Here is an 18,418-nt window from a genome sequence, read left to right on the forward strand (position 1 = left end):
CCGACCCCACCCGACCGCTTCGCGGCGACCCTCTCCTCCAGGGCGAGGGATATCGTGTCAGTCCGTCAATCGATGGACCTCAGCACTTCCCGCACATGGTCGATCAATTCGTTGATCTGGCCCTTGGTGATGATCAGCGGCGGCGACAGCGCGATGATGTCGCCGGTGGTGCGGATCAGCGCGCCGCGCTCGAACGCCTTGACGAAGGCCGAGAAGGCCCGCTTGGTCGGCTGTCCGGCGATCGGCGCCAGCTCGATCGCACCGATCAGGCCGATGTTCCTGATATCGATGACGTTCGGCTCGCCCTTCAGCGAATGCAGCGCGTCTTCCCAGTACGGCGCCAGCTCCTCGCCACGGGTCAGCAGGCCCTCTTCCTTGTAGGTGTCGAGCGTGCCGAGTGCGGCCGCGCAGGCGATCGGGTTGCCCGAATAGGTGTAGCCGTGGAAGAACTCGATCATGTGCTCGGGGCCGGTCATGAAGGCGTCGTGGATCTCCTTCTTCACGAACACCGCGCCCATCGGGATGACGCCGTTGGAGACGCCCTTGGCGGTGGTCATGATGTCGGGCGTGACACCGAAATAGTCGGCGGCGAACGGCGTGCCGAGACGGCCGAAACCGGTGATGACCTCATCGAAGATCAACAGGATGCCATGCTTGGTGCAGATCTCGCGTAGCCTCTGAAGATAACCCTTCGGCGGCAGGATGACGCCGGTGGAGCCGGCGACCGGCTCCACGATGACGGCGGCGATGGTGGAAGCGTCATGCAGGGCTACGATACGCTCCAGCTCGTTGGCGAGTTCCGCGCCATACTCCGGCACGCCCTTGGTGAAGGCGTTCTTTTCCGGCAGATGCGTGTGCGGCATATGGTCGACGCCGCCGAGCAGCGTGCCGAACATCTTGCGGTTGGTGACGATGCCGCCGACCGAGATGCCGCCGAAATTGACGCCGTGATAGCCGCGCTCGCGGCCGATCAGCCGGGTGCGCGAGCCCTCGCCTTTAACACGGTGATAGGCGATCGCCATCTTGAGCGCCGTCTCGACCGATTCCGAACCGGAATTGGTGAAGAAGACATGATCCATGCCCTTGGGCGCGAGGTCGACCAGGCGGTTGGCCAGTTCGAACACGATCGGATGGCCCATCTGGAAGGCCGGCGCATAGTCCAGCTCGGCAGCCTGCTGCTGGATCGCCTCGGTGATCTTCGGCCGGCAATGGCCGGCATTGACGCACCACAGGCCGGCGGTGCCGTCGAGCACCTTGCGGCCGTCGCTGGTCGTGTAGTGCATGTCCTTGGCGGACACCATCATGCGCGGCGCCTGCTTGAACTGCCGGTTTGCCGTGAACGGCATCCAGAATGCGCTGAGATCGTTCGGCGTGACTTTCAGCCGGTTGGACATGACCAGGACTTCCCCTTGTAAACTGTTTCGCTGCGCCCAACGCTTGGTCTTTGCCGCGTTTTCATGCTACGCAAATTTTTGACCGATTGGACAAACGTTAGCACCGCCCTCTCAGCGGTCAAGGATTACTAGCGGAAATGCGGCACCTGAAGTGCGTTCCACAGGCTAGGGAAAAACTGGTCCAGAGAATTGGTCCAGAGGACCCTCAACACGAGGGCTTGCAACGGTGACCATCGCCACGGACGCCCCTCGCCGCACCCGCATCCAGCAGGAAAAGCGCGAACTCATCCTGGAGGCGGCGCTCGAGGTTTTCTCCGCCAACGGTTTCCGCGGCTCGACCATCGACCAGATCGCCGAAGCCGCAGGCATGTCGAAGCCCAACCTGCTCTATTATTTCCGCCGCAAGGAAGACATCCACGAAACGCTGATGCAGCGCCTGCTCGACACCTGGTTGGCGCCGCTGCGCGAACTCGACGACATTGGGGATCCCCTTACCGAACTGCGCAGCTACATCAGGCGCAAGCTGGAGATGGCGCGCGACTTTCCGCGCGAGAGCCGGCTGTTCGCCAACGAGATCCTGCAAGGCGCGCCGCGCATCATGCCGCTGCTGGCCGGAGAGTTGAAGACGCTGGTCGACGAGAAGGCGACCGTCATCAAGGGCTGGATGCGCGCTGGCAAGATCGCCAAGACCGATCCGTGGCACCTGATCTTCTCGATCTGGGCAACGACGCAGCATTATGCCGATTTCGACGTCCAGGTCCGCGCCGTGCTCGGGCCGAACCGCGGCGGCGACGGCCGCTTCGAGGATGCGGCCCGCTTCCTGGAACAACTGTTTCTTGATGGGCTGAAGCCGAAGACCTGACGCTTCAGGCGCTGCGCCGCTTGGCCGGCAGTTCATCCAGCAATGTCTGCAGCTTGGCGATCGAATTCTGCTCGGCGAGCGGCGTGTAGACGATCAGCTTCATGTCCGAGCCGTCGCCGATCGACAGGCTCATATGCTCGAAGCTCATGGCGCCCGCGCTCGGGTGCCGGACATGTTTCACCCCCGACAATCGGTGCGCGACGTCGCGCTGCGGCCACCAGGCACGAAATTCGGGGCTCGAACGCGTCATCAACTCGATCAGCCGCTCGAAATCCGGATCGCCGACATAGCGGGCGCTCGCGGCCCGGAACGAGGCCAGCACGGTGCGCGCCAGTTGCTCCCAGTCGACCAGCAGGCGCCGGTGGTGCGGGCTGGTGAACACCATGTGGACGATGTTGCGGGCATCCCCTTCCAGCAGGCCATAGTCGCCGAACACCGCCACCGCCGCCGGGTTCCAGGCCAGCACATCCCAGCGCCGCCCGACCACATAGGCCGGCTGCAGCACCAGGCTCTGCAGCATGTGCAGCAAGGGGCCGTCGACCCTTTCCGGCGCCACGGCACGGCGCTCCGGCTGCTGGCGGTCGGCAAGGATGAACAGATGCTGTTTTTCGGCGGCGTCGAGGCGCAGTGCTTCGGCGAGTGCCGTCAGCACCTCGACCGAGGGCCTGACCTCCCGCCCCTGCTCCAGCCATGTGTACCAGGTGGTGCCGACGCCGGCGATCATCGCCACCTCCTCGCGCCGTAGTCCCGGCGTGCGCCGCCTGAGACCGGTGGCGATGCCGGTGGCCGAGGGCGTCAGCCTTTCGCGGCGCGAGCGCAGGAAGGCGCCGAGTTCGCGCCGGCGGCTGTCTTCAGCGGAGTGGTTTGGGGCCGCGTGGGGTTGGGACTCCATGCGCCCAGTATAGCAGTATTGATACCAGGATAAAGTTTGAACTGTTTGGCTCGCGCCAACTGTCCCATCTTCCGTTCAGAGCAACAGAACGGAGGCTCTGAACATGGAACTCAAAGACAAGACGATCCTCATCACCGGTTCGACCGATGGCGTCGGCCGCGTCGTCGCGCAACGGCTCGGCGCCGCGGGCGCCCGTGTGATGGTGCATGGCCGCGATGCGAGGCGCGGCAAGGCTGTTGTCACCGAGATCGAAGCGGCCGGCGGCATGGCGGAGCTTCTGGTCGCCGACCTCTCTTCGCTGGCCGAAGTGCGCCGGCTTGCCGAGGCGGTGCGCGCCCGGACGGGCCGGCTCGACATCCTCGTCAACAATGCCGGAATCGGCACGGCGGGCCAGGGTGCCAAAAGGCAGGTCAGCGCCGACGGCTACGAACTGCGCTTCGCGGTCAACTACCTCGCCGGTTTTCTGCTGACATCGGAGCTTCTGCCGTTGCTGAAGGCGAGTGCGCCGGCCCGCATCGTCAATGTCGCCTCGGCCGGACAGCAGGCGGTCGATTTCAGCGATGTCATGCTGACCCGCTCCTATGACGGCGTGCGCGCCTATTGCCAGAGCAAGCTGGCGCAGATTCTGTTCACCGTCGACCTTGCGGAGCAGTTGAAAGGCACCGGCGTCACCGTCAATGCGTTGCATCCGGCCAGCTACATGAACACCACCATGGTCCGGCAAGCAGGCGTCACACCTTGGAGCTCGGTCGAAACCGGCGCCGAGGCCATCCTCAACCTCGCGACGTCACCCGCGCTCGAAGGTAAAAGCGGCCTCTATTTCGACGGCCTGCGGGAATCTCGCGCCGATGCCCAGGCCCACGACGCCAAGGCAAGACAACAATTGCGCAGCTTGAGCCTAGACCTCGTCGGCCTCGCCTCATCGAAGGAACAGCGTTCATGACCAAGACAATCCAACACACCGTCATCATCGGCGGCTCGTCCGGCATCGGCCTGGCGACGGCACGCAAGTTGCTCGGCCCGGACATGAAGGTGACCATCACCGGGCGCAACGAGGAGAAACTGAAGAGCGCTTGGAAAAGCCTTGGCGGCGCTGCCGGGAAGGCTGCTTTCGACGCCGCGAAGCCGGACGAGGTCCGCCAGTTCTCGAGAGCCTCGGGCCTTTCGACCATCTGGTGCTGGCGGCCAGCGGCGGCAAGGGCCTCGGCCCCTTCCCGACGCTTGACCTGAGCGACATCGGCAGTGGCGTGGAGGAAAAGGTCCGCCCGCAGCTGTCTTGCCTGCAGGCCGCCTTGCCGACACTCAACAAGGCCGGCTCGGTCACCTTCATCTCGGCGGTGTCGGCGCAGCTCGCGGCGCCGGGCGTCGCCGGTATCGCTGCCATCAACGGCATGCTGTTGACCGTGGTGCCGATTCTGGAGGTGGAACTGAAGCCGCTGCGCGTCAATGTCGTGGCGCCCGGCGTCATCGACACGCCCTGGTGGGATTTTCTGGCCGAGGAGCAGAGGCAGGCGCTGTTTGCCGATTACGCAGGCAGGACCCCGGTCGGCCGCATCGGCCGCGCCGAAGACGTCGCCGCGGCGATAGCCTTCCTCGTCTCCAACGGCTTCATGACCGGTCAGATATTGACCTGCGACGGCGGCCTGCGATTTGCGGCATAGGACAGGACCGTTAATTGGCCTTCTTTGGAACGCGGTCGTCCTCGTCCGCAGGCCTGTCGTCTGCCGGTTTTGCCGAAACAGGCTTTTCCGGCACATGGGAATAGTCAGATGTATCCGCCCCATACATCTTGTTGTCGATTGCCTCTTGCCAGCTGAAATCCGCGTCGGACGGTGAAACGTCGGCAATCTCATCGCGGGAGGAGCGAGAGTGCAGCCAGTTCGGGGTGATCTCTCGAACCAATTGTGCAAAGCGTCCCATCGAAACCGTTCCTTTCCTTGTCCTTTCCAGGACGCGCGATCGCGGTTGCGCCGGCTGGACCTAAAGTTGACCTCTCAGCCAGGCCAGCGTCTCGGCGACGCCGACCAGCCCGTACTGCGCGGTGGTGTGCGCCGGTGGCTTGACCCGTATCGATATGCCGCCCGCATCATTGACGGTTTCGAAGCCGTTTTCGTCCGACGTGTCGTCGCCCAGGAAGACCGGGCGACGGCCCGTGAATGGCGCGATCTCCATGAAACGCCGGATCGCGGCGCCCTTGGCGGCCTCCAGCGGCAGCAATTCCACGCCGGCGTTGCCGGCAACCACCCGGTAGCCCTTTGGCAGCGTGGCCAGCGCCTGCTCGACAAGCTGCGTCGCGCGGGGAAGCAGATGGGGGGCGGCGCGCGTGTGGATGGCCAGCACCCTTCCCTTACGCTCGATATAGGCCCCACGACCGAGCTCGGCCTCGATCTCGTCGGCAAGGGCCGCGATATCCGCCGGCTCCTCCGCGACTTCGACGTCGTCGCCCGGCAGAAGCCGGTGCTCCAGTCCATAGAGCCCGGCCGCGCGCAGTTTCAAAGGCTGAAACAGATGGTCGACAGCCGCAACGGACCGGCCCGTGATGAACGCCAACGCCCCGTTCAGCTTGCGGTCCAGGCCTTGCAGCAAGGAGCGGAGCTCGTCGCTGACCGAGACGGCGTCCGGGTGCTCGGCATGTTCCAGCAGGGTGCCGTCGATGTCGAGGAACAACGCCCATTCGCCGGTCAGCACAGTCTGCGGTTTCGGCATGACGGCCTGCGGCTTTTGCGGGCTTTCGCTGATCATCTTTTGCAGGACCTCGTTCATGACATGACTACCCGTTTGCGCTCGAACATGGACACGACATTGTCGACGCTAGGCGGCCGCTCACCGACACCGGTTACCCGGTCGAGGTCACCGCGCTTGCGCAAGCGCGCTGCATCCAGAAGCATGCTGCCGGCCCAGCGATAGACATTGTTGTTGCGGATCGTCTCGCGCATGGGCCGCATGCGCTCGCGCTGTTCGTCTGAAGTCATGATCAGCGCCTGCAGCAGCGCTTCGCTCATCATGGCGGCGTCGTAAGGGTTGACGATCAGCGCCTCCAGCAATTCGCGCGAGGCGCCGGCGAAGGTGCTGAGCATCAAGACGCCCTGTTCGTCGTCGCGCGCCGCGACGAACTCCTTGGCGACCAGGTTCATGCCGTCATGCAGGCTGGTGACCATGCATATGTCGGCGGCGCGATAGATCTCATAGACCTGTTCCTGCGAGTGATGCTCGGCCACCATGATCACCGGTCTGTAGCCCTCGCTGCCATAGCGTTGGTTGAGCTCCTCGGCATAGCGGTGGCATTCGTCGTGGAGCAGCTTGTAGGCCGGCAGCGTGCCGCGGCTGGGAGCCGCGATCTGCAGGAAAACCAGCTTTCCGATCCATTCAGGGTATCGCTTGAACAATTCGTCCAGCGCCTGAAATCGATCCAGAATGCCCTTCGTGTAGTCGAGACGCTCGACACCCACGGCCAGCTTCACATCCGCTTTCAGTCCGAACCTGTTGCGCAGGCGGGCGCGGCAGTCATCGACATGAGGCAATTTTGCCAACAGGTCCGCCGGCCATTCTATCGAGATGGGATAGGCGTGCACCAGCGTCGTCTGGCCACCATAGGAGATCGCCGCATCGGCCCGCTCGATGCGGCTTTCCAGGAAGCGATCGACGCTTTCGGTGAAATTGTTGGCGTGGAACTGGGTGTGGAAACCGATGATAGAGCTGCCGAGCAGCCCCTCGAGGATGCGTTCACGCCAAGGGCAGATGCTGTACACCTCCGAGTTCGGCCATGGGATGTGCCAGAAGGTGATGACGATCGCCTCCGGCAGGCGCTCGCGGATCATGCGCGGCAGCAGCGCGAAGTGGTAATCCTGGACCAGCACGATCGGCCGCTCGTTGCGCGCTTCGGCAACCACCGTATCGGCAAACTTCCGGTTAACGGCTTCATAGGCAGCCCAGTCGGAGGCGCGAAAAATCGGTCGGGTGAAGGCGATGTGGCAAAGCGGCCAGAGCCCCTCATTGGCGAAACCGAGATAATAACCCTGATGTTCTTCCTCCGTCAGCCAGACCCGGCGCAGCGTATAGGACGGATGGCCGGGAGGCACCTGTACCCGGTCGTGGTCGTCGACGGTGAGGCGGTCCGCCGTTCCGCCGCCATAGGCGATCCAGGTGCCGCCACAGGCGCGGGTGATCGGCTCGAGCGCGGACACCAGCCCGCTGGCCGGCACCAACAATTCGACGCCATCATCCCTGATGTTGTGGATATAGGGTTCGCGGTTCGACACCACGATGACCTGCGCATCGGGCAGATCGTCGGCGAGGATCTTGCGCAATGTCTCGGGCGACCACGTCACCAGCGCCGCATCGGCCGATTGGCCGTTCTTTTCGAACTCACGTATCACCTTGCGCGCCGCCTCCGCGGCCACGTCTTCGCCCGCTGTATGGGCAACCGCCGGAGGGTGACTGCGGCGCTGCCGCGATAGGGAGAGGAATACGGCAAGAGCGGAAAAACCGAGGCTCGCGAAGATCAGAACCCAGAGCAGTTCCGCACCGTAGTTTGTCATTGAATGTCAACTCACCCGGCCGTCGGCGACCGTTTTTTCGTGTTTCCCGTTTGAAAAGGTCCGCCGACCACGTGGTCGGCGTTCGGACCCGTATTTTTGCAACGCACAAAGCTCGGATCGGTTCCGCCAATTTTGTTCGGATCATGTCCTTACGATGAGCGGCACCAGCCCTTCATGGCGGTCGGCAAGGAAAGCGACGACCCGATCGCCGACGCGCTGGAAGGTGAGATCGACGACCCGGTCGCCGACGCCCAGGTGCCGCAGTGTCAGCGTGTCGATGCCGATCGGCAGCCTCGGGCGGGTGACGCGGATTTCGTCATCCCAGCCGTCGATCTCCAGGCCAAGGCAGGCCTGCATCAGCATGAAGGCGGAGCCCGCCGACCACGCTTGCGGCAGGCAGGCGACGGGATAGGCGATGGGTGCTTCGCCCGGCGCACGTGTAAAACCGCAGAACAGTTCGGGCAGCCGCATGTTGAAATGGACTGCGGATTCGAATGTGCCGCTCATCAGGCGAACCACGCTTTCACGCTCGCCATAGCGCGCCAGGCCGGCACCGCACAGGGCGGTGTCGTGCGGCCAGATCGAGCCATTGTGGTACGACATCGGATTGAAGAACACGGCATCGTCGGCGAGCGTCCGCAGTCCCCAGCCGGAATGGAAGGAGGCGGAAAGCAGCTGGTCGGCGACCATCTGGGCCCGCGCCGGCTCAGGCAATCCGACAAAAAGCAGATGCCCGGCATTCGAGGTCCGCACCTTGCAGGGCTCGCCCGCACCGTCGATCGCGAGGGCATAGAAGCCGAGATCGTCAAGCCAGAAATCGCGTTCCACGGCGACCCGCATCGCCTCGGCGCGACCATCCCAATGGTCGGCCCTGTCGTCCTCCCCACGGCGGCGGGCAAGCCTGGCCAGCCCCCGGAAAGCGGCAAAGACATAGCCTTGCACTTCGACCAGGGCGATCGGACCCTTGGGAATGCGGCCATCGGCATGGAAGACCGAATCGAAACTGTCCTTCCATCCCTGGTTGGCGAGGCCGGACTCGGCCGCTCGCTGGTAAGTGACGAATCCGGTCTCCCGGCCCGCCTCCTCCGTCCATTCGGCCGCAGCGCACAGCGATGGCCACAAGCCGTCGATGAACGCCATGTCACCGGTACGATCGGCGTAGGCACAAGCAAGATAGATGTAGAGCGGTGTCGTATCGACGCCACCGTAGTAGCGGCCGAAGGGGAGCTCCCGCAGCGCCACCATTTCGCCCTTGCGGGTCTCGTGCATGATCTTGCCCGGCTGCGAATCGCTGAACGGCGATGTCTCGGTCGCCTGATGCTGGGCCAGAAAGGCCAACACGCCCCGCGCCAGGCCCGGATTGAGCCACAGCATCTGCAGTGCCGAGATGACGCCGTCACGACCGAACGCCGTCGAGAACCAGGGGATGCCGGCATAGGGATAGGGGCCGGTCGCCAGTTCGGTGGTCAGCAGCGCGACATCGGCGCGGGCGCGCTCGACCCAGTCGTTGAAGACGCGGCCCGAGCTGCGCACCGTCGCGCCATGGCGACGTTTGGCCCGCATGCCAAAGCGGGCGCGGGCGGCAGCGGCGCGAAACCGGTCGCGGTCGGGCTTATCGGCCACCTCGGGACCGACCTCGACATAAAGCACCTTCCTGCTGCGCTTGGTCACGGCGATCAGGAAATCGGCACGGGTGGCTGTCAGTTGGTCCGGCGCCTGCGAGAACGATATCGCAGAGAGGCGGGCCAGGCCGTCGAGCCCGTCATAGCGCAGCAGGACGGACGTCGCGTCTGTTTCGGCGGCATGGGCCAGCCCGCGCTTCAGCCGTGTCGAGCCGCGCACTTCGAACATGTCGCGGAAATCGGCGGAATAGTGCAGGGAAACGCTGATCGTCGAGTGTTCCCGGCTGTAATTGGAAAGGGTGATGCGTTCGAACAGCCTGTCCTGCCAAAGCAGCCTGACGCGTTCGATGTGAATGGCTCCCTGCGGGATGTCGCGTCCACCGGCGCTCTGTATCGGCAGATTGGTCAAATTGGTGGTGAACAGCACATTGTCCTGGCTGAGCGAGGCGCCGAGCAGCGATGTCTGCCTGCCGCCGACGGTCAGCCGGAACTCGGAAAGAACCCGTGTGTCGTCGCGAAAGAAACCGTCGCCGGCTCCGCGTATGTCGCCATAGGCGTCGGCAACCGCGAAGCAATCGCCCTGCTTGAGGGCAAACAACCGATGCGGCTCGCGAGGGGCGGTGGCGTCGAGCGATGCAAGCGCAACCGCGGGATCGAGCTGGCGCTCATCGAGTTGGGCCATTCGTCAAAGATCCCTGTTGTTTCGTTGTCGTGGCTCGAGCACGTCGTTGCTCAAGACGCCTTCGCCGCGCTCGGGACGCCGATCAGGCCCGCATAGGCGGCCAGATAATCGCCAGCCATTCTTCGAGCGGAGAACCGCTTTTCGAAAACGGCCCTCACCTTTCGCCTGTCGAGTTGCAGCAAGTCGGGCACCGCGGCGACCGCGCCGTCCACCGTGTCAGCGATGAAACCGGTGACGCCTTGATCGATGATTTCGGGCAGCGCGCCGCAATTCCAGCCGATGACCGGCGTGCCGCAGGCCATGGCCTCGATGGCGACAAGGCCGAACGGCTCCGGCCAGTCGATCGGGAACAGCAGGCCGGCCGCCTTGCCGAGAAATTCCGCCTTCTGGTCCTCCTCGATCTCGCCGACATAGACGATGCGATCGCCGTCGATCAACGGTTCGACCACCTCGTGGAAATAGGCGCGGTCGTCGTCGCCGATCTTTGCCGCGAGGTTGAGCTTGAGCCCCGAACGCAAGGCGATCTCGATGGCGCGGTCCGGGCGCTTGTCGCGTGAGAACCGGCCGAGGAAGGCAAGGTAGGGTTCTTCCGCCGTCGTCTCAAAAGTCGGTTCGTAGAGAGTGGTCGGCAATCCGTGATGGATCGTCGCCAACCAGTTGGCGTTGGCAAGGCCAGCCTTCTGGCTGTGCGAAATGGAAATCAGGGGAAAACGCGGAAACCGTTCATAGGCCGGCGCTAGGTCGACATAATCCAGCCTGCCATGCGGTGTCGTCACCGTGCGGTCGACGAGATCCTCGAAGAAGGAAAAGTGCAGGAAATGGCTGAGATGGAAGTGGATGACGTCGAACTCCGACGCCCGTTCCCTCACCTGCGCAAGCATCGAAAGATGCGCCGCGATCTCGGATTTAAGCGGACGCGGATCGAGGCGCAGCGCGCGTTCCCGGCTGGGTACCAGCGTCGCGGAAGTCTGGCTGTCGCCACTGGCGAACAGCGTCACCTCATGGCCCAGATCGACCAGCGCTTCGGTCAGATACGAGACGATGCGCTCGGTGCCGCCATAGAGCCTTGGCGGCACCGATTCATAAAGCGGCGCGACATGGGCGATTTTCATATTCCATCCTGGATGCTGGGCATGCAGGTGTGAAATGCGTCAACGGCTCGATTGGTTCCGATTTTATGATCGAGCCGTGGGCACCAGAGGCCGCAGTCGGCATGGAACTGTGCGTCAAACAGATTGCGCGATCAGGGTCAGAAAGCCACCGCTCAGCGCGACATTGCCGACGAAGCCGTTGATGCGGGACGCACGGTCCTGGCCCTGATGGTCCCAGAAATTGTGAAACATCGGCGTGGCGACGATGAGGAACAGCAGCAGCACCGCGGCCGCGAGTGCCGTCCACAATCCTGCGATGACCAGCACGCCGGCGGCGATCTGAAGCACGATGCCGAGCCACAGCGCCAATCTTGCCTGCGGCACACCGCGCGCGGCCATCAGCTGGGTCAGGAAGGCCGCGTTCTGGATGTTGCGCAGGCCGGCGAAGACGAAGGCGCCGCCGAGCAACAGGCGAGCGAGAAACAACAAGGTCGAAGGCAAATCGGCAGGCATCAAACGCTCCCTTTGAAAGTGGAGCGCCGCCTTTCGACGGCGCTCCCAACATAACCGGACAATCAGGCGGCCTTCGCCGCCGGCACCGGGTGAATGGCCTGGAACGGGATGCACAGCCGGTTCCAGGTGTTGATCATGCCGAGCGCAACGGAAAGCTTGACCAGTTCCTCTTCCGAGAAATGCTCGAGCGTCTTTGCATAGAGTTCGTCCGGCACGCCATTGCTGGCGATCAAGGTGACGGCTTCGGTCCAGGCCAGGGCAGCGCGTTCGCGCAGGGAAAACAGCGGCGATTCCTTCCAGGCTGAAACCAGATAGAGCCGCTGCTCGGTCTCGCCGTCGCGCCTCGCCTCGCGGCTGTGCATCTCGACGCAGAACGAGCAGCCATTGATCTGCGATGCCCTGAGCTTGATCAGGTGCAGCAGGCTCACCTCGAGCCCGCATTCGTCCACCGCCTTGTTGAGCGCCGACACAGCCTTCATGATCTCCGGCGCCTTGGCGAAAAATTGCAGCCTCTGTTTCATCTTCCTGTCCTTTCAAATCTGCTTTGGGTTTGGGTCTACGGGTTAACTGGATTTCTGCGGCCGCTGGTGGCGCTCGACGAAGGCGCAGCTCGCAGCAAGCGACCTGGGATCGCCTTCTGCCGCATAGGTGGCCACGATATCGGACAGCTTGGTCTCGGCGAGCGCGGCGCGATAGGCACGCTCGGCCTTCAGCATCGCGGCGTTGATGCCGCAGGGTTTGACATAGGCCGAAGCATCGAGCTTCACCGGACCGCGCTGGCGGATCTCGCCGCAACGGAAAGCCGGCTCGCGCCCTTCGATGGCCAGCACGATGTCGAGCAGCGTGATGCGCTCGGCCGGCCGCGCCAGCCGATAGCCACCGGCAGGCCCGGGCACCGATTCCAGGATGCGCGCCGCGCTCAGCATGTTGAGATGCTTCAGCAGATAGCTAGGCGACAGGCCAAAGGACTCGGCCAGAGCGGCGCCAGGCATGGTGCTGTTCCCCTCCACACTGGCCAGCGTGGCAGCGCAATGGATAGCTGCCTCAACGCCCTCGCCCAGCTTCATTGGATCGGCTCCTTTATCATGGATATATACTATCGTGGATAATTATTATCTGCAATAGGAAAATTAAAAACGGCGCTCGAAAGCGCCGCTCTTTTGTTGGGGTAAGTCCCTATTCCGCAGCCACCTTGGCCATCGGATTGTTCGGGTGCGTCGTCCAGTTGGCATAGACCGGCGATACCGGCCTGCCGGTGCGCTGGTCCATCACGCCTGCCGCCAGCGGTTCCATGGTGATGCAGTTCTCGACCGGGCAGACATTAACGCACAGATTGCAGCCGACGCATTCGGCCTCGATCACCTCGAAGTGCCTGACGCCGTCGACCATGCTGGTGATCGCCTGGTGCGAAGTGTCCTCGCAGGCGATGTGGCAGCGGCCGCATTTGATGCAGGCATCCTGGTCGATACGCGCCTTGGCGACGTAGTTCAGGTTGAGATACTGCCAATCGGTGACATTGGGCGTGGCGCGGCCGACGATGTCGTTGAGCGAGGCGTGCCCCTTCTCGTCCATCCAGTTTTCGAGGCCCGCGATCATTTCCTGCACGATCTTGAAGCCATAGGTCATTGCCGCCGTGCAGACCTGCACATTGCCGGCGCCGAGCGCCATGAATTCGGCAGCATCGCGCCAGGTGGTGATGCCGCCGATACCGGAGATCGGCAGGCCGCGGGTTTCGGGATCGCGCGCGATCTCGGCCACCATGTTCATGGCGATCGGCTTCACCGCCGGGCCGCAATAGCCGCCATGCGAGCCCTTGCCGTCGATTGTCGGCTGCGGCGCGAAGCTGTCGAGGTCGACACCGGTGATTGAATTGATGGTGTTGATCAGCGACACCGCGTCAGTGCCGCCGGCATGTGCCGCCCGTGCGGGCTTGCGCACATCGGTGATGTTGGGCGTCAGCTTGGTGATGACGGGCATGCGGGTGTTCTGCTTGCACCAGCGCACCACCATTTCGATATATTCCGGCACCTGGCCGACGGCGGCACCCATGCCGCGTTCCGACATGCCGTGCGGGCAGCCGAAATTGAGCTCGATGCCGTCGGCCTCCGTCTCCTCGACCACCGGCAGGATCGCCTTCCAGGCCTCCTCGACGCATGGCACCATCAGCGAGACGACGATGGCGCGGTCGGGCCAGTCCTTCTTGACCTGCTTGATCTCGCGCAAATTGACCTGCAGGTCGCGGTCGGTGATCAGCTCGATGTTGTTGAGGCCGAGCAGGCGGCGGTCGGCGCCCCAGATCGCGCCGTAGCGCGGGCCGTTGACGTTGACCACCGGTGGGCCTTCCTCGCCCAGCGTCTTCCACACCACGCCGCCCCAGCCGGCCTTGAAGGCGCGGATGACGTTGTAGGCCTTGTCGGTCGGCGGCGCCGAGGCCAGCCAGAACGGATTTGGCGATTTGATGCCGACGAAATTGTTTCTGATATCTGCCATGCTCATGCCCTCCCGTTCGAGGTCAGTGCCCGATTGATGCTCTCCGCAGCGTCGCGGCCTTGCGCGACCGCCGAGACGGTCAGGTCGTCGCCACCGAAGATGCAGTCGCCGCCGGCCCAGACCCTGGCGAGAGAAGTGCGCCCTTCCGCATCGACCTTGATGCGGCCGGCTTCAAGATCGATCGACGCACCGCTGCCATTAAGGGCGACCGGCACAAAACTCTGTCCAATCGCCTTGAACACCTGGTCGGCAACGAGCGTCAGTGTCTCGCCGGTGCCGGCAAGCCTGTCGCCGTTCAGCGCCGTGTATTCGAGTTCGACGGCGGTGACCTTGCCGCCTTCGGCGATCACCCGCTTCGGCTGCAGCCAGTGGCGGATGCTGACGCCGTTGGCTGCCGCCAGATCCTGTTCGAATTCGGAAGCGTTCATGTGCTCCTGGCCGCGCCGGTAGCAGATCGTCACCTCCTCGGCGCCGAGCAGCTTCGACTGTACCGCGGCGTCTATGGCCGTCATGCCTCCACCGATGACGACGACACGGCGGCCAACCGGCAGGCCGGAAAGGTCGCTGGCCTGGCGCAGTTCGGCAATGAACTCGACCGCGTTGATGACGCCGTCGGCCTCCTCGCCATCAGCACGCAGCGCGTTGACGCCGCCAAGGCCCATGCCGAGAAACACCGCATCGTAATTGCGGATCAGGTCCGACAGCTGGTAGTCGCGGCCGAGCGCCTTGCCGTTCTGGATGTCGATGCCGCCGATCGCGGTCACGTAGTTGACTTCGGCTTGGGCGAAATCGTCGACACTCTTGTAGGCGGCGATGCCGTATTCGTTGAGGCCACCGGCCTTCGCGCGCGCTTCCAGGATGGTCACGTCATGGCCGTGGCGGGCGAGCCGGTGCGCGGCGGCAAGGCCGGCCGGCCCGGCGCCGACCACGGCGATTGTCTTGCCGGTCGGCTCGGCGCGCGGATAAAACTGCTTGTTCTCGCCCATGGCGACATCGGTGGCGTAGCGCTGCAGGCGGCCGATCTGCACCGGCTTGCCTTCCGCCACCTCGCGCACGCAGACTTCCTCGCACAGCGTTTCGGTCGGGCAGACGCGGGCGCACATGCCGCCCAATATGTTCTGGTCGAAGATGGTCTTGGCCGAACCGATCGGATTGCCGGTCGAGATCTGGCGGATGAACAGCGGAATGTCGATCGAGGTCGGGCATGCATTCATGCACGGCGCGTCGTAGCAGAAATAGCAACGATCGGATTCGACCAGCGCCTCGTGGTGATCGAGCGGCGGATGCAGGTCGGAAAAATTGTCCGCATACTGGTCGGCCGAGAGCCTGCCGCCCGCAATGCCTTCCCTGAATTGGCCTTCTGGCATCGTCAGTTCCCCATGTTTTCTTTTGAGGAAGGCTAGCACGTTTTATTTTTTTATCAATTGGTCAATTTTCGGCGCAAGCCCCTGAAAAGGCTCGACAATAACATGATTTTTTTAGTCATGTTATTGGAGGCGAGGGCCACTTTTACAGTGCGCGCGAATGGCCGGGTTCAAGCTTACAGCCATGAATGGTCTTGACCTCGTCGGCTACCAGTTGCTGCAGCCGCCACAGATTGCGGTCATGGATGCCGAATTCCTCGAGATGGCTGACCGTGTTGTAGAGATATTCGGCGCCGGATCCAATATGCCCGCAGGCTCTGGCCAGCACGCTCGCCACTCTGTCCAGCGGCTGGTTCAGCGACGTTCCCCTGCCCTTCACGCCGACCCAGAAGCCAAGCGCGCGCAGCGTACCTTGCGGCGTATGCACCGGCAGCCACCGGACCGTCTCGATGCTTTCGTGGTCGCTGATCTCGCGTCGCAGCAGCCTTTCGATCTGCGCCGGCTTTTCGCCCTCCGGCAAGCGGTAGATCACGCCGTTGCAGCGTCCGCCCCGTTCGAGCGCCATCATCAACCCCGGCTGCTCGGCGCTGCCCCGCCAACGCACCATGTCGAGGCAAAAAGAGCGGTGCCAGCCAAAGGCCGTGGCGAGCTGTTGCTCGACCGACTCGAATTCCGGCTTCCAGATCAGGGACCCGTAAGCGAACACCCATAGTGGTCCCTCATCGGCTTCATTGGACAGCCGCAAGGCAAGGGTGCGGAAATCCTCGTCGTTCATGTCTGTCCAACTCGGGTCCGGGCCGGGATCGGCCTCTTCCCGATGGCACAGTGCGACAAGCTCGGGCGTGAGCGACATCAAGCGCATGGACGACAACCCCTCATCACCGCAGAGAAATCGAAAACCAGAGCTCGCGCAACCAGGGAACGCTTGGCACACACACCCATTGTTGTCCGGGCGTGTCGGATTTCCGTCGTGAGGATCGTCCTAAGATGGACGACGATCGATCCATGAAAGGTGAGGAGACCGAAAATGCCGAAAACCCCGATGCCCTTCTTCTGGTACGAATTGATGACATCAGATCTCGACGCCGCCGAGGCGTTCTACACCCAAGTGGTCGGCTGGACGGCGCAGCCCTTCGATAAGGCACCCGGCATGCCGCGCTATATCGTGATGAATGTCGGCGAACGTGGCGTCGGCGGACTGATGACCTTGCCCGAGGATGCCGCCAAGATGGGCATGCCGCCTGCCTGGCTTGGCTATATTCACACCAAGGATGTCGACGTCGCCACGGCATCGCTGGAGAAAGCCGGCGGCACCGTTCACCGCCAGCCCGACGACATTCTGGGTGTCGGCCGCTTTGCCGTCGTCGCCGATCCGCAAGGCACGACCTTCATGTTCCTGCAGCCGAACGGTCCCGACCAGCCTGTCGTGCCGGCCGGCACGCCGGGCCACATCGGCTGGCACGAGCTTTATACGAGCGACTGGAAAGCCGCGTTCGATTTCTATTCCGAGCAGTTCGGCTGGATCGACGCCGGCGATTTCGACATGGGTCCGATGGGCACTTACCAGACTTTTACGGCTGGCCCCGAATCCGGCGGCGGCATCATGAACAAGCCGGAGCAGATCCCGGTGCCGGTCTGGCAATTCTACTTCAACGTTGCGGCCATCGACGCGGCCGCAAAACGGGTCACCGACAATGGCGGCAAGATCCTGATGGGCCCGATGGAGGTCCCCGGCGGCAGTTGGATCGTCCAATGCCAGGACCCGCAAGACGCGCACTTCGCCTTGATGGCGCCAGTCCGCTGACCGCGATCGAAAACCGCTGACACAAAGCGCGGGTTTTCATCAGACCACCGATGAAGGCCTCTACCCCTGCCTGGCGCCGTCTCATTCCGGCGCCAGCACCGCAACCTTCAACTCAGCTTTTTTCGCGCCGCTGAACTGGACGGTGGCCGGGCCGGGCGCAAGCTTGAAGCGCACGCTCTTGCGGATGCCAGGGCATGTTTTCACGCCACTATAGCCCGCCGACTTGATGGCCTGGCCATCCTGGATGACATCGATCCAGGCCTCCCCCGAGAGACTTATCTGAATGGCTCCCTCGGACGGCACTTCCACGCTGGCGACGGCCCCAAACGTGTCTGATGCCGGCGCACGTTCGGGCGCCACCGCAAAACCGGCTTTCTCTACCGGCACCAGCGCCAGGTCCGCAGCCGCACCAACCGCCAGCGCCGCTCCGGGCGGCGTTGCCGGTGCCGCGGCAAACAGGGTCTGCTCCCGCGTCACCGGCCATTTAAAGGCCTCACAGCCGGCGTCCTCGGCCATGGCGAAGCTGGTGCCTGCGACGATCGCGAACAGGCTGATGACGACTTTTTTCATGGCAAGACCCCCACACATTCAGATTGTTGTACACGCATTAATACAACCATAGAGGTATTAATGCAACCCTGGCGAGAAACATTTGAAGGGAATTGGGAACATTCCCAATCACTGATTGTTGATGGCAAACCAGGGGAAATGAATGGTCCAATGCCGGGCGATAAACTATGGCCGATCCCGGAAGCTAAAGGAGTTTTAGATGAAGCCTTTCGACGGCCTTGCCAGATATCAGCCGCAGGCACTCGGCATTCTGCGCATTGTGACCGCGCTGCAGTTCATCGAACACGGCACCCAGAAGCTGTTCAATTTCCCGGTCAGCGACCACGCCGGTGCTTTGAGCGGGCTGTCACTCACCGCCGGCATCCTCGAATTCGCCGGCGGCATCCTGCTGGCGCTGGGCCTGTTCACCCGGCCGGTCGCGTTCCTTCTGGCCGGCGAAATGGCGATCGCCTATTTCATGGCGCACGCGCCGCGCGACTTCTTCCCGGTCAACAATGGCGGCGATTCGGCGATCTCATTCTGCTTCATCTTCCTCTATCTGGTGTTTGCGGGCGCCGGCGCCTTCGCGCTGGACAACCGCCGCAGCGCCTGACGCC

18 protein-coding genes and 1 pseudogene are annotated in these 18,418 nt (G+C 63.3%); 5 read left to right on the forward strand and 14 right to left on the reverse strand.

Going from position 1 to position 18,418, the window contains the following annotated elements:
- Positions 1 to 65: 65 nt before the first annotated feature.
- Positions 66 to 1,394 (reverse strand): omega-aminotransferase AptA, encoded by a 1,329-nt coding sequence (aptA, locus tag NKI69_RS21595; RefSeq protein ID WP_023813191.1) that lies wholly within the window; start codon positions 1,392 to 1,394, stop codon positions 66 to 68.
- A gap of 226 nt (positions 1,395 to 1,620) precedes the next feature.
- Between aptA and NKI69_RS21600 the strand changes: the two genes are divergently transcribed.
- A complete protein-coding gene (locus NKI69_RS21600; RefSeq protein WP_023813192.1) occupies positions 1,621 to 2,256 on the forward strand; it encodes a TetR family transcriptional regulator C-terminal domain-containing protein in 636 nt (211 codons plus the stop codon).
- Positions 2,257 to 2,260: 4 nt separating this feature from the next.
- Here NKI69_RS21600 and NKI69_RS21605 read toward each other — a convergent pair whose 3' ends face one another.
- Positions 2,261 to 3,148 (reverse strand): helix-turn-helix transcriptional regulator, encoded by an 888-nt coding sequence (locus NKI69_RS21605; RefSeq protein ID WP_128303454.1) that lies wholly within the window; start codon positions 3,146 to 3,148, stop codon positions 2,261 to 2,263.
- 103 nt (positions 3,149 to 3,251) lie between these two features.
- On the opposite strand from NKI69_RS21605, the gene NKI69_RS21610 reads away from it, so the two are divergent.
- Both NKI69_RS21610 and NKI69_RS21615 read left to right on the forward strand, forming a co-directional pair.
- Positions 3,252 to 4,091, forward strand: a complete 840-nt coding sequence (locus NKI69_RS21610) for an SDR family NAD(P)-dependent oxidoreductase (protein ID WP_352722504.1) — start codon at positions 3,252 to 3,254, stop codon at positions 4,089 to 4,091.
- A pseudogene (locus NKI69_RS21615) lies at positions 4,088 to 4,809 on the forward strand (SDR family oxidoreductase). The gene NKI69_RS21610 and the pseudogene NKI69_RS21615 overlap by 4 nt, the downstream one beginning before the upstream one ends.
- A 10-nt stretch (positions 4,810 to 4,819) precedes the next feature.
- On the opposite strand, the gene NKI69_RS21620 reads toward NKI69_RS21615, so the two are convergent.
- From NKI69_RS21620 to NKI69_RS21670, 11 genes are all read right to left on the reverse strand, one after another.
- The gene (locus NKI69_RS21620) at positions 4,820 to 5,068 is read right to left on the reverse strand and encodes a hypothetical protein (protein ID WP_352722505.1); all 249 of its coding nucleotides are present in this window, start codon (positions 5,066 to 5,068) and stop codon (positions 4,820 to 4,822) included.
- Between the two features lie 60 nt (positions 5,069 to 5,128).
- Positions 5,129 to 5,890 carry a trehalose-phosphatase gene (gene otsB / locus NKI69_RS21625; RefSeq protein ID WP_502900187.1) on the reverse strand — a complete coding sequence of 254 codons (762 nt, stop codon included), beginning with the start codon at positions 5,888 to 5,890 and terminating at the stop codon, positions 5,129 to 5,131.
- A 17-nt stretch (positions 5,891 to 5,907) separates the two neighbouring features.
- Entirely contained in the window at positions 5,908 to 7,686 is a 1,779-nt protein-coding gene (locus tag NKI69_RS21630) for an alpha,alpha-trehalose-phosphate synthase (UDP-forming) (protein WP_352722507.1), read from the reverse strand.
- A 141-nt stretch (positions 7,687 to 7,827) separates the two neighbouring features.
- Entirely contained in the window at positions 7,828 to 9,990 is a 2,163-nt protein-coding gene (locus NKI69_RS21635) for an amylo-alpha-1,6-glucosidase (protein WP_352722508.1), read from the reverse strand.
- Positions 9,991 to 10,040: 50 nt separating this feature from the next.
- Positions 10,041 to 11,102, reverse strand: a complete 1,062-nt coding sequence (locus tag NKI69_RS21640) for a glycosyltransferase family 4 protein (RefSeq protein ID WP_352722510.1) — start codon at positions 11,100 to 11,102, stop codon at positions 10,041 to 10,043.
- 114 nt (positions 11,103 to 11,216) lie between these two features.
- Positions 11,217 to 11,594 (reverse strand): DoxX family protein, encoded by a 378-nt coding sequence (locus NKI69_RS21645; RefSeq protein WP_023813201.1) that lies wholly within the window; start codon positions 11,592 to 11,594, stop codon positions 11,217 to 11,219.
- A gap of 62 nt (positions 11,595 to 11,656) precedes the next feature.
- Positions 11,657 to 12,115, reverse strand: coding sequence for a carboxymuconolactone decarboxylase family protein (locus NKI69_RS21650; RefSeq protein ID WP_023813202.1), 459 nt, complete (start codon positions 12,113 to 12,115; stop codon positions 11,657 to 11,659).
- Between the two features lie 42 nt (positions 12,116 to 12,157).
- Entirely contained in the window at positions 12,158 to 12,661 is a 504-nt protein-coding gene (locus tag NKI69_RS21655; protein ID WP_023813203.1) for an RrF2 family transcriptional regulator, read from the reverse strand.
- A gap of 109 nt (positions 12,662 to 12,770) precedes the next feature.
- Positions 12,771 to 14,084 carry an NAD-dependent dihydropyrimidine dehydrogenase subunit PreA gene (gene preA / locus NKI69_RS21660; RefSeq protein WP_027035003.1) on the reverse strand — a complete coding sequence of 438 codons (1,314 nt, stop codon included), beginning with the start codon at positions 14,082 to 14,084 and terminating at the stop codon, positions 12,771 to 12,773.
- 2 nt (positions 14,085 to 14,086) lie between these two features.
- Positions 14,087 to 15,451 (reverse strand): NAD(P)-dependent oxidoreductase, encoded by a 1,365-nt coding sequence (locus tag NKI69_RS21665; RefSeq protein WP_023813204.1) that lies wholly within the window; start codon positions 15,449 to 15,451, stop codon positions 14,087 to 14,089.
- A gap of 142 nt (positions 15,452 to 15,593) precedes the next feature.
- Positions 15,594 to 16,310 carry a gamma-glutamylcyclotransferase gene (locus NKI69_RS21670; RefSeq protein ID WP_023813205.1) on the reverse strand — a complete coding sequence of 239 codons (717 nt, stop codon included), beginning with the start codon at positions 16,308 to 16,310 and terminating at the stop codon, positions 15,594 to 15,596.
- A gap of 165 nt (positions 16,311 to 16,475) precedes the next feature.
- Here NKI69_RS21670 and NKI69_RS21675 point away from each other — a divergent pair, with 165 nt between their 5' ends.
- Positions 16,476 to 17,252: a VOC family protein gene (locus tag NKI69_RS21675; RefSeq protein ID WP_352722512.1), complete on the forward strand. Its 777-nt coding sequence runs from the start codon at positions 16,476 to 16,478 to the stop codon at positions 17,250 to 17,252.
- Between the two features lie 81 nt (positions 17,253 to 17,333).
- On the opposite strand, the gene NKI69_RS21680 is transcribed toward NKI69_RS21675, so the two are convergent.
- Positions 17,334 to 17,822 carry a hypothetical protein gene (locus NKI69_RS21680; RefSeq protein ID WP_023813207.1) on the reverse strand — a complete coding sequence of 163 codons (489 nt, stop codon included), beginning with the start codon at positions 17,820 to 17,822 and terminating at the stop codon, positions 17,334 to 17,336.
- Between the two features lie 199 nt (positions 17,823 to 18,021).
- Here NKI69_RS21680 and NKI69_RS21685 point away from each other — a divergent pair, with 199 nt between their 5' ends.
- On the forward strand, positions 18,022 to 18,414 hold the full coding sequence (locus tag NKI69_RS21685; RefSeq protein ID WP_023813208.1) for a DoxX family protein: 393 nt from the start codon (positions 18,022 to 18,024) through the stop codon (positions 18,412 to 18,414).
- Positions 18,415 to 18,418 lie beyond the last annotated feature (4 nt).

The organism is Mesorhizobium sp. M0491, from assembly GCF_040321265.1.
GTDB lineage: Bacteria > Pseudomonadota > Alphaproteobacteria > Rhizobiales > Rhizobiaceae > Mesorhizobium.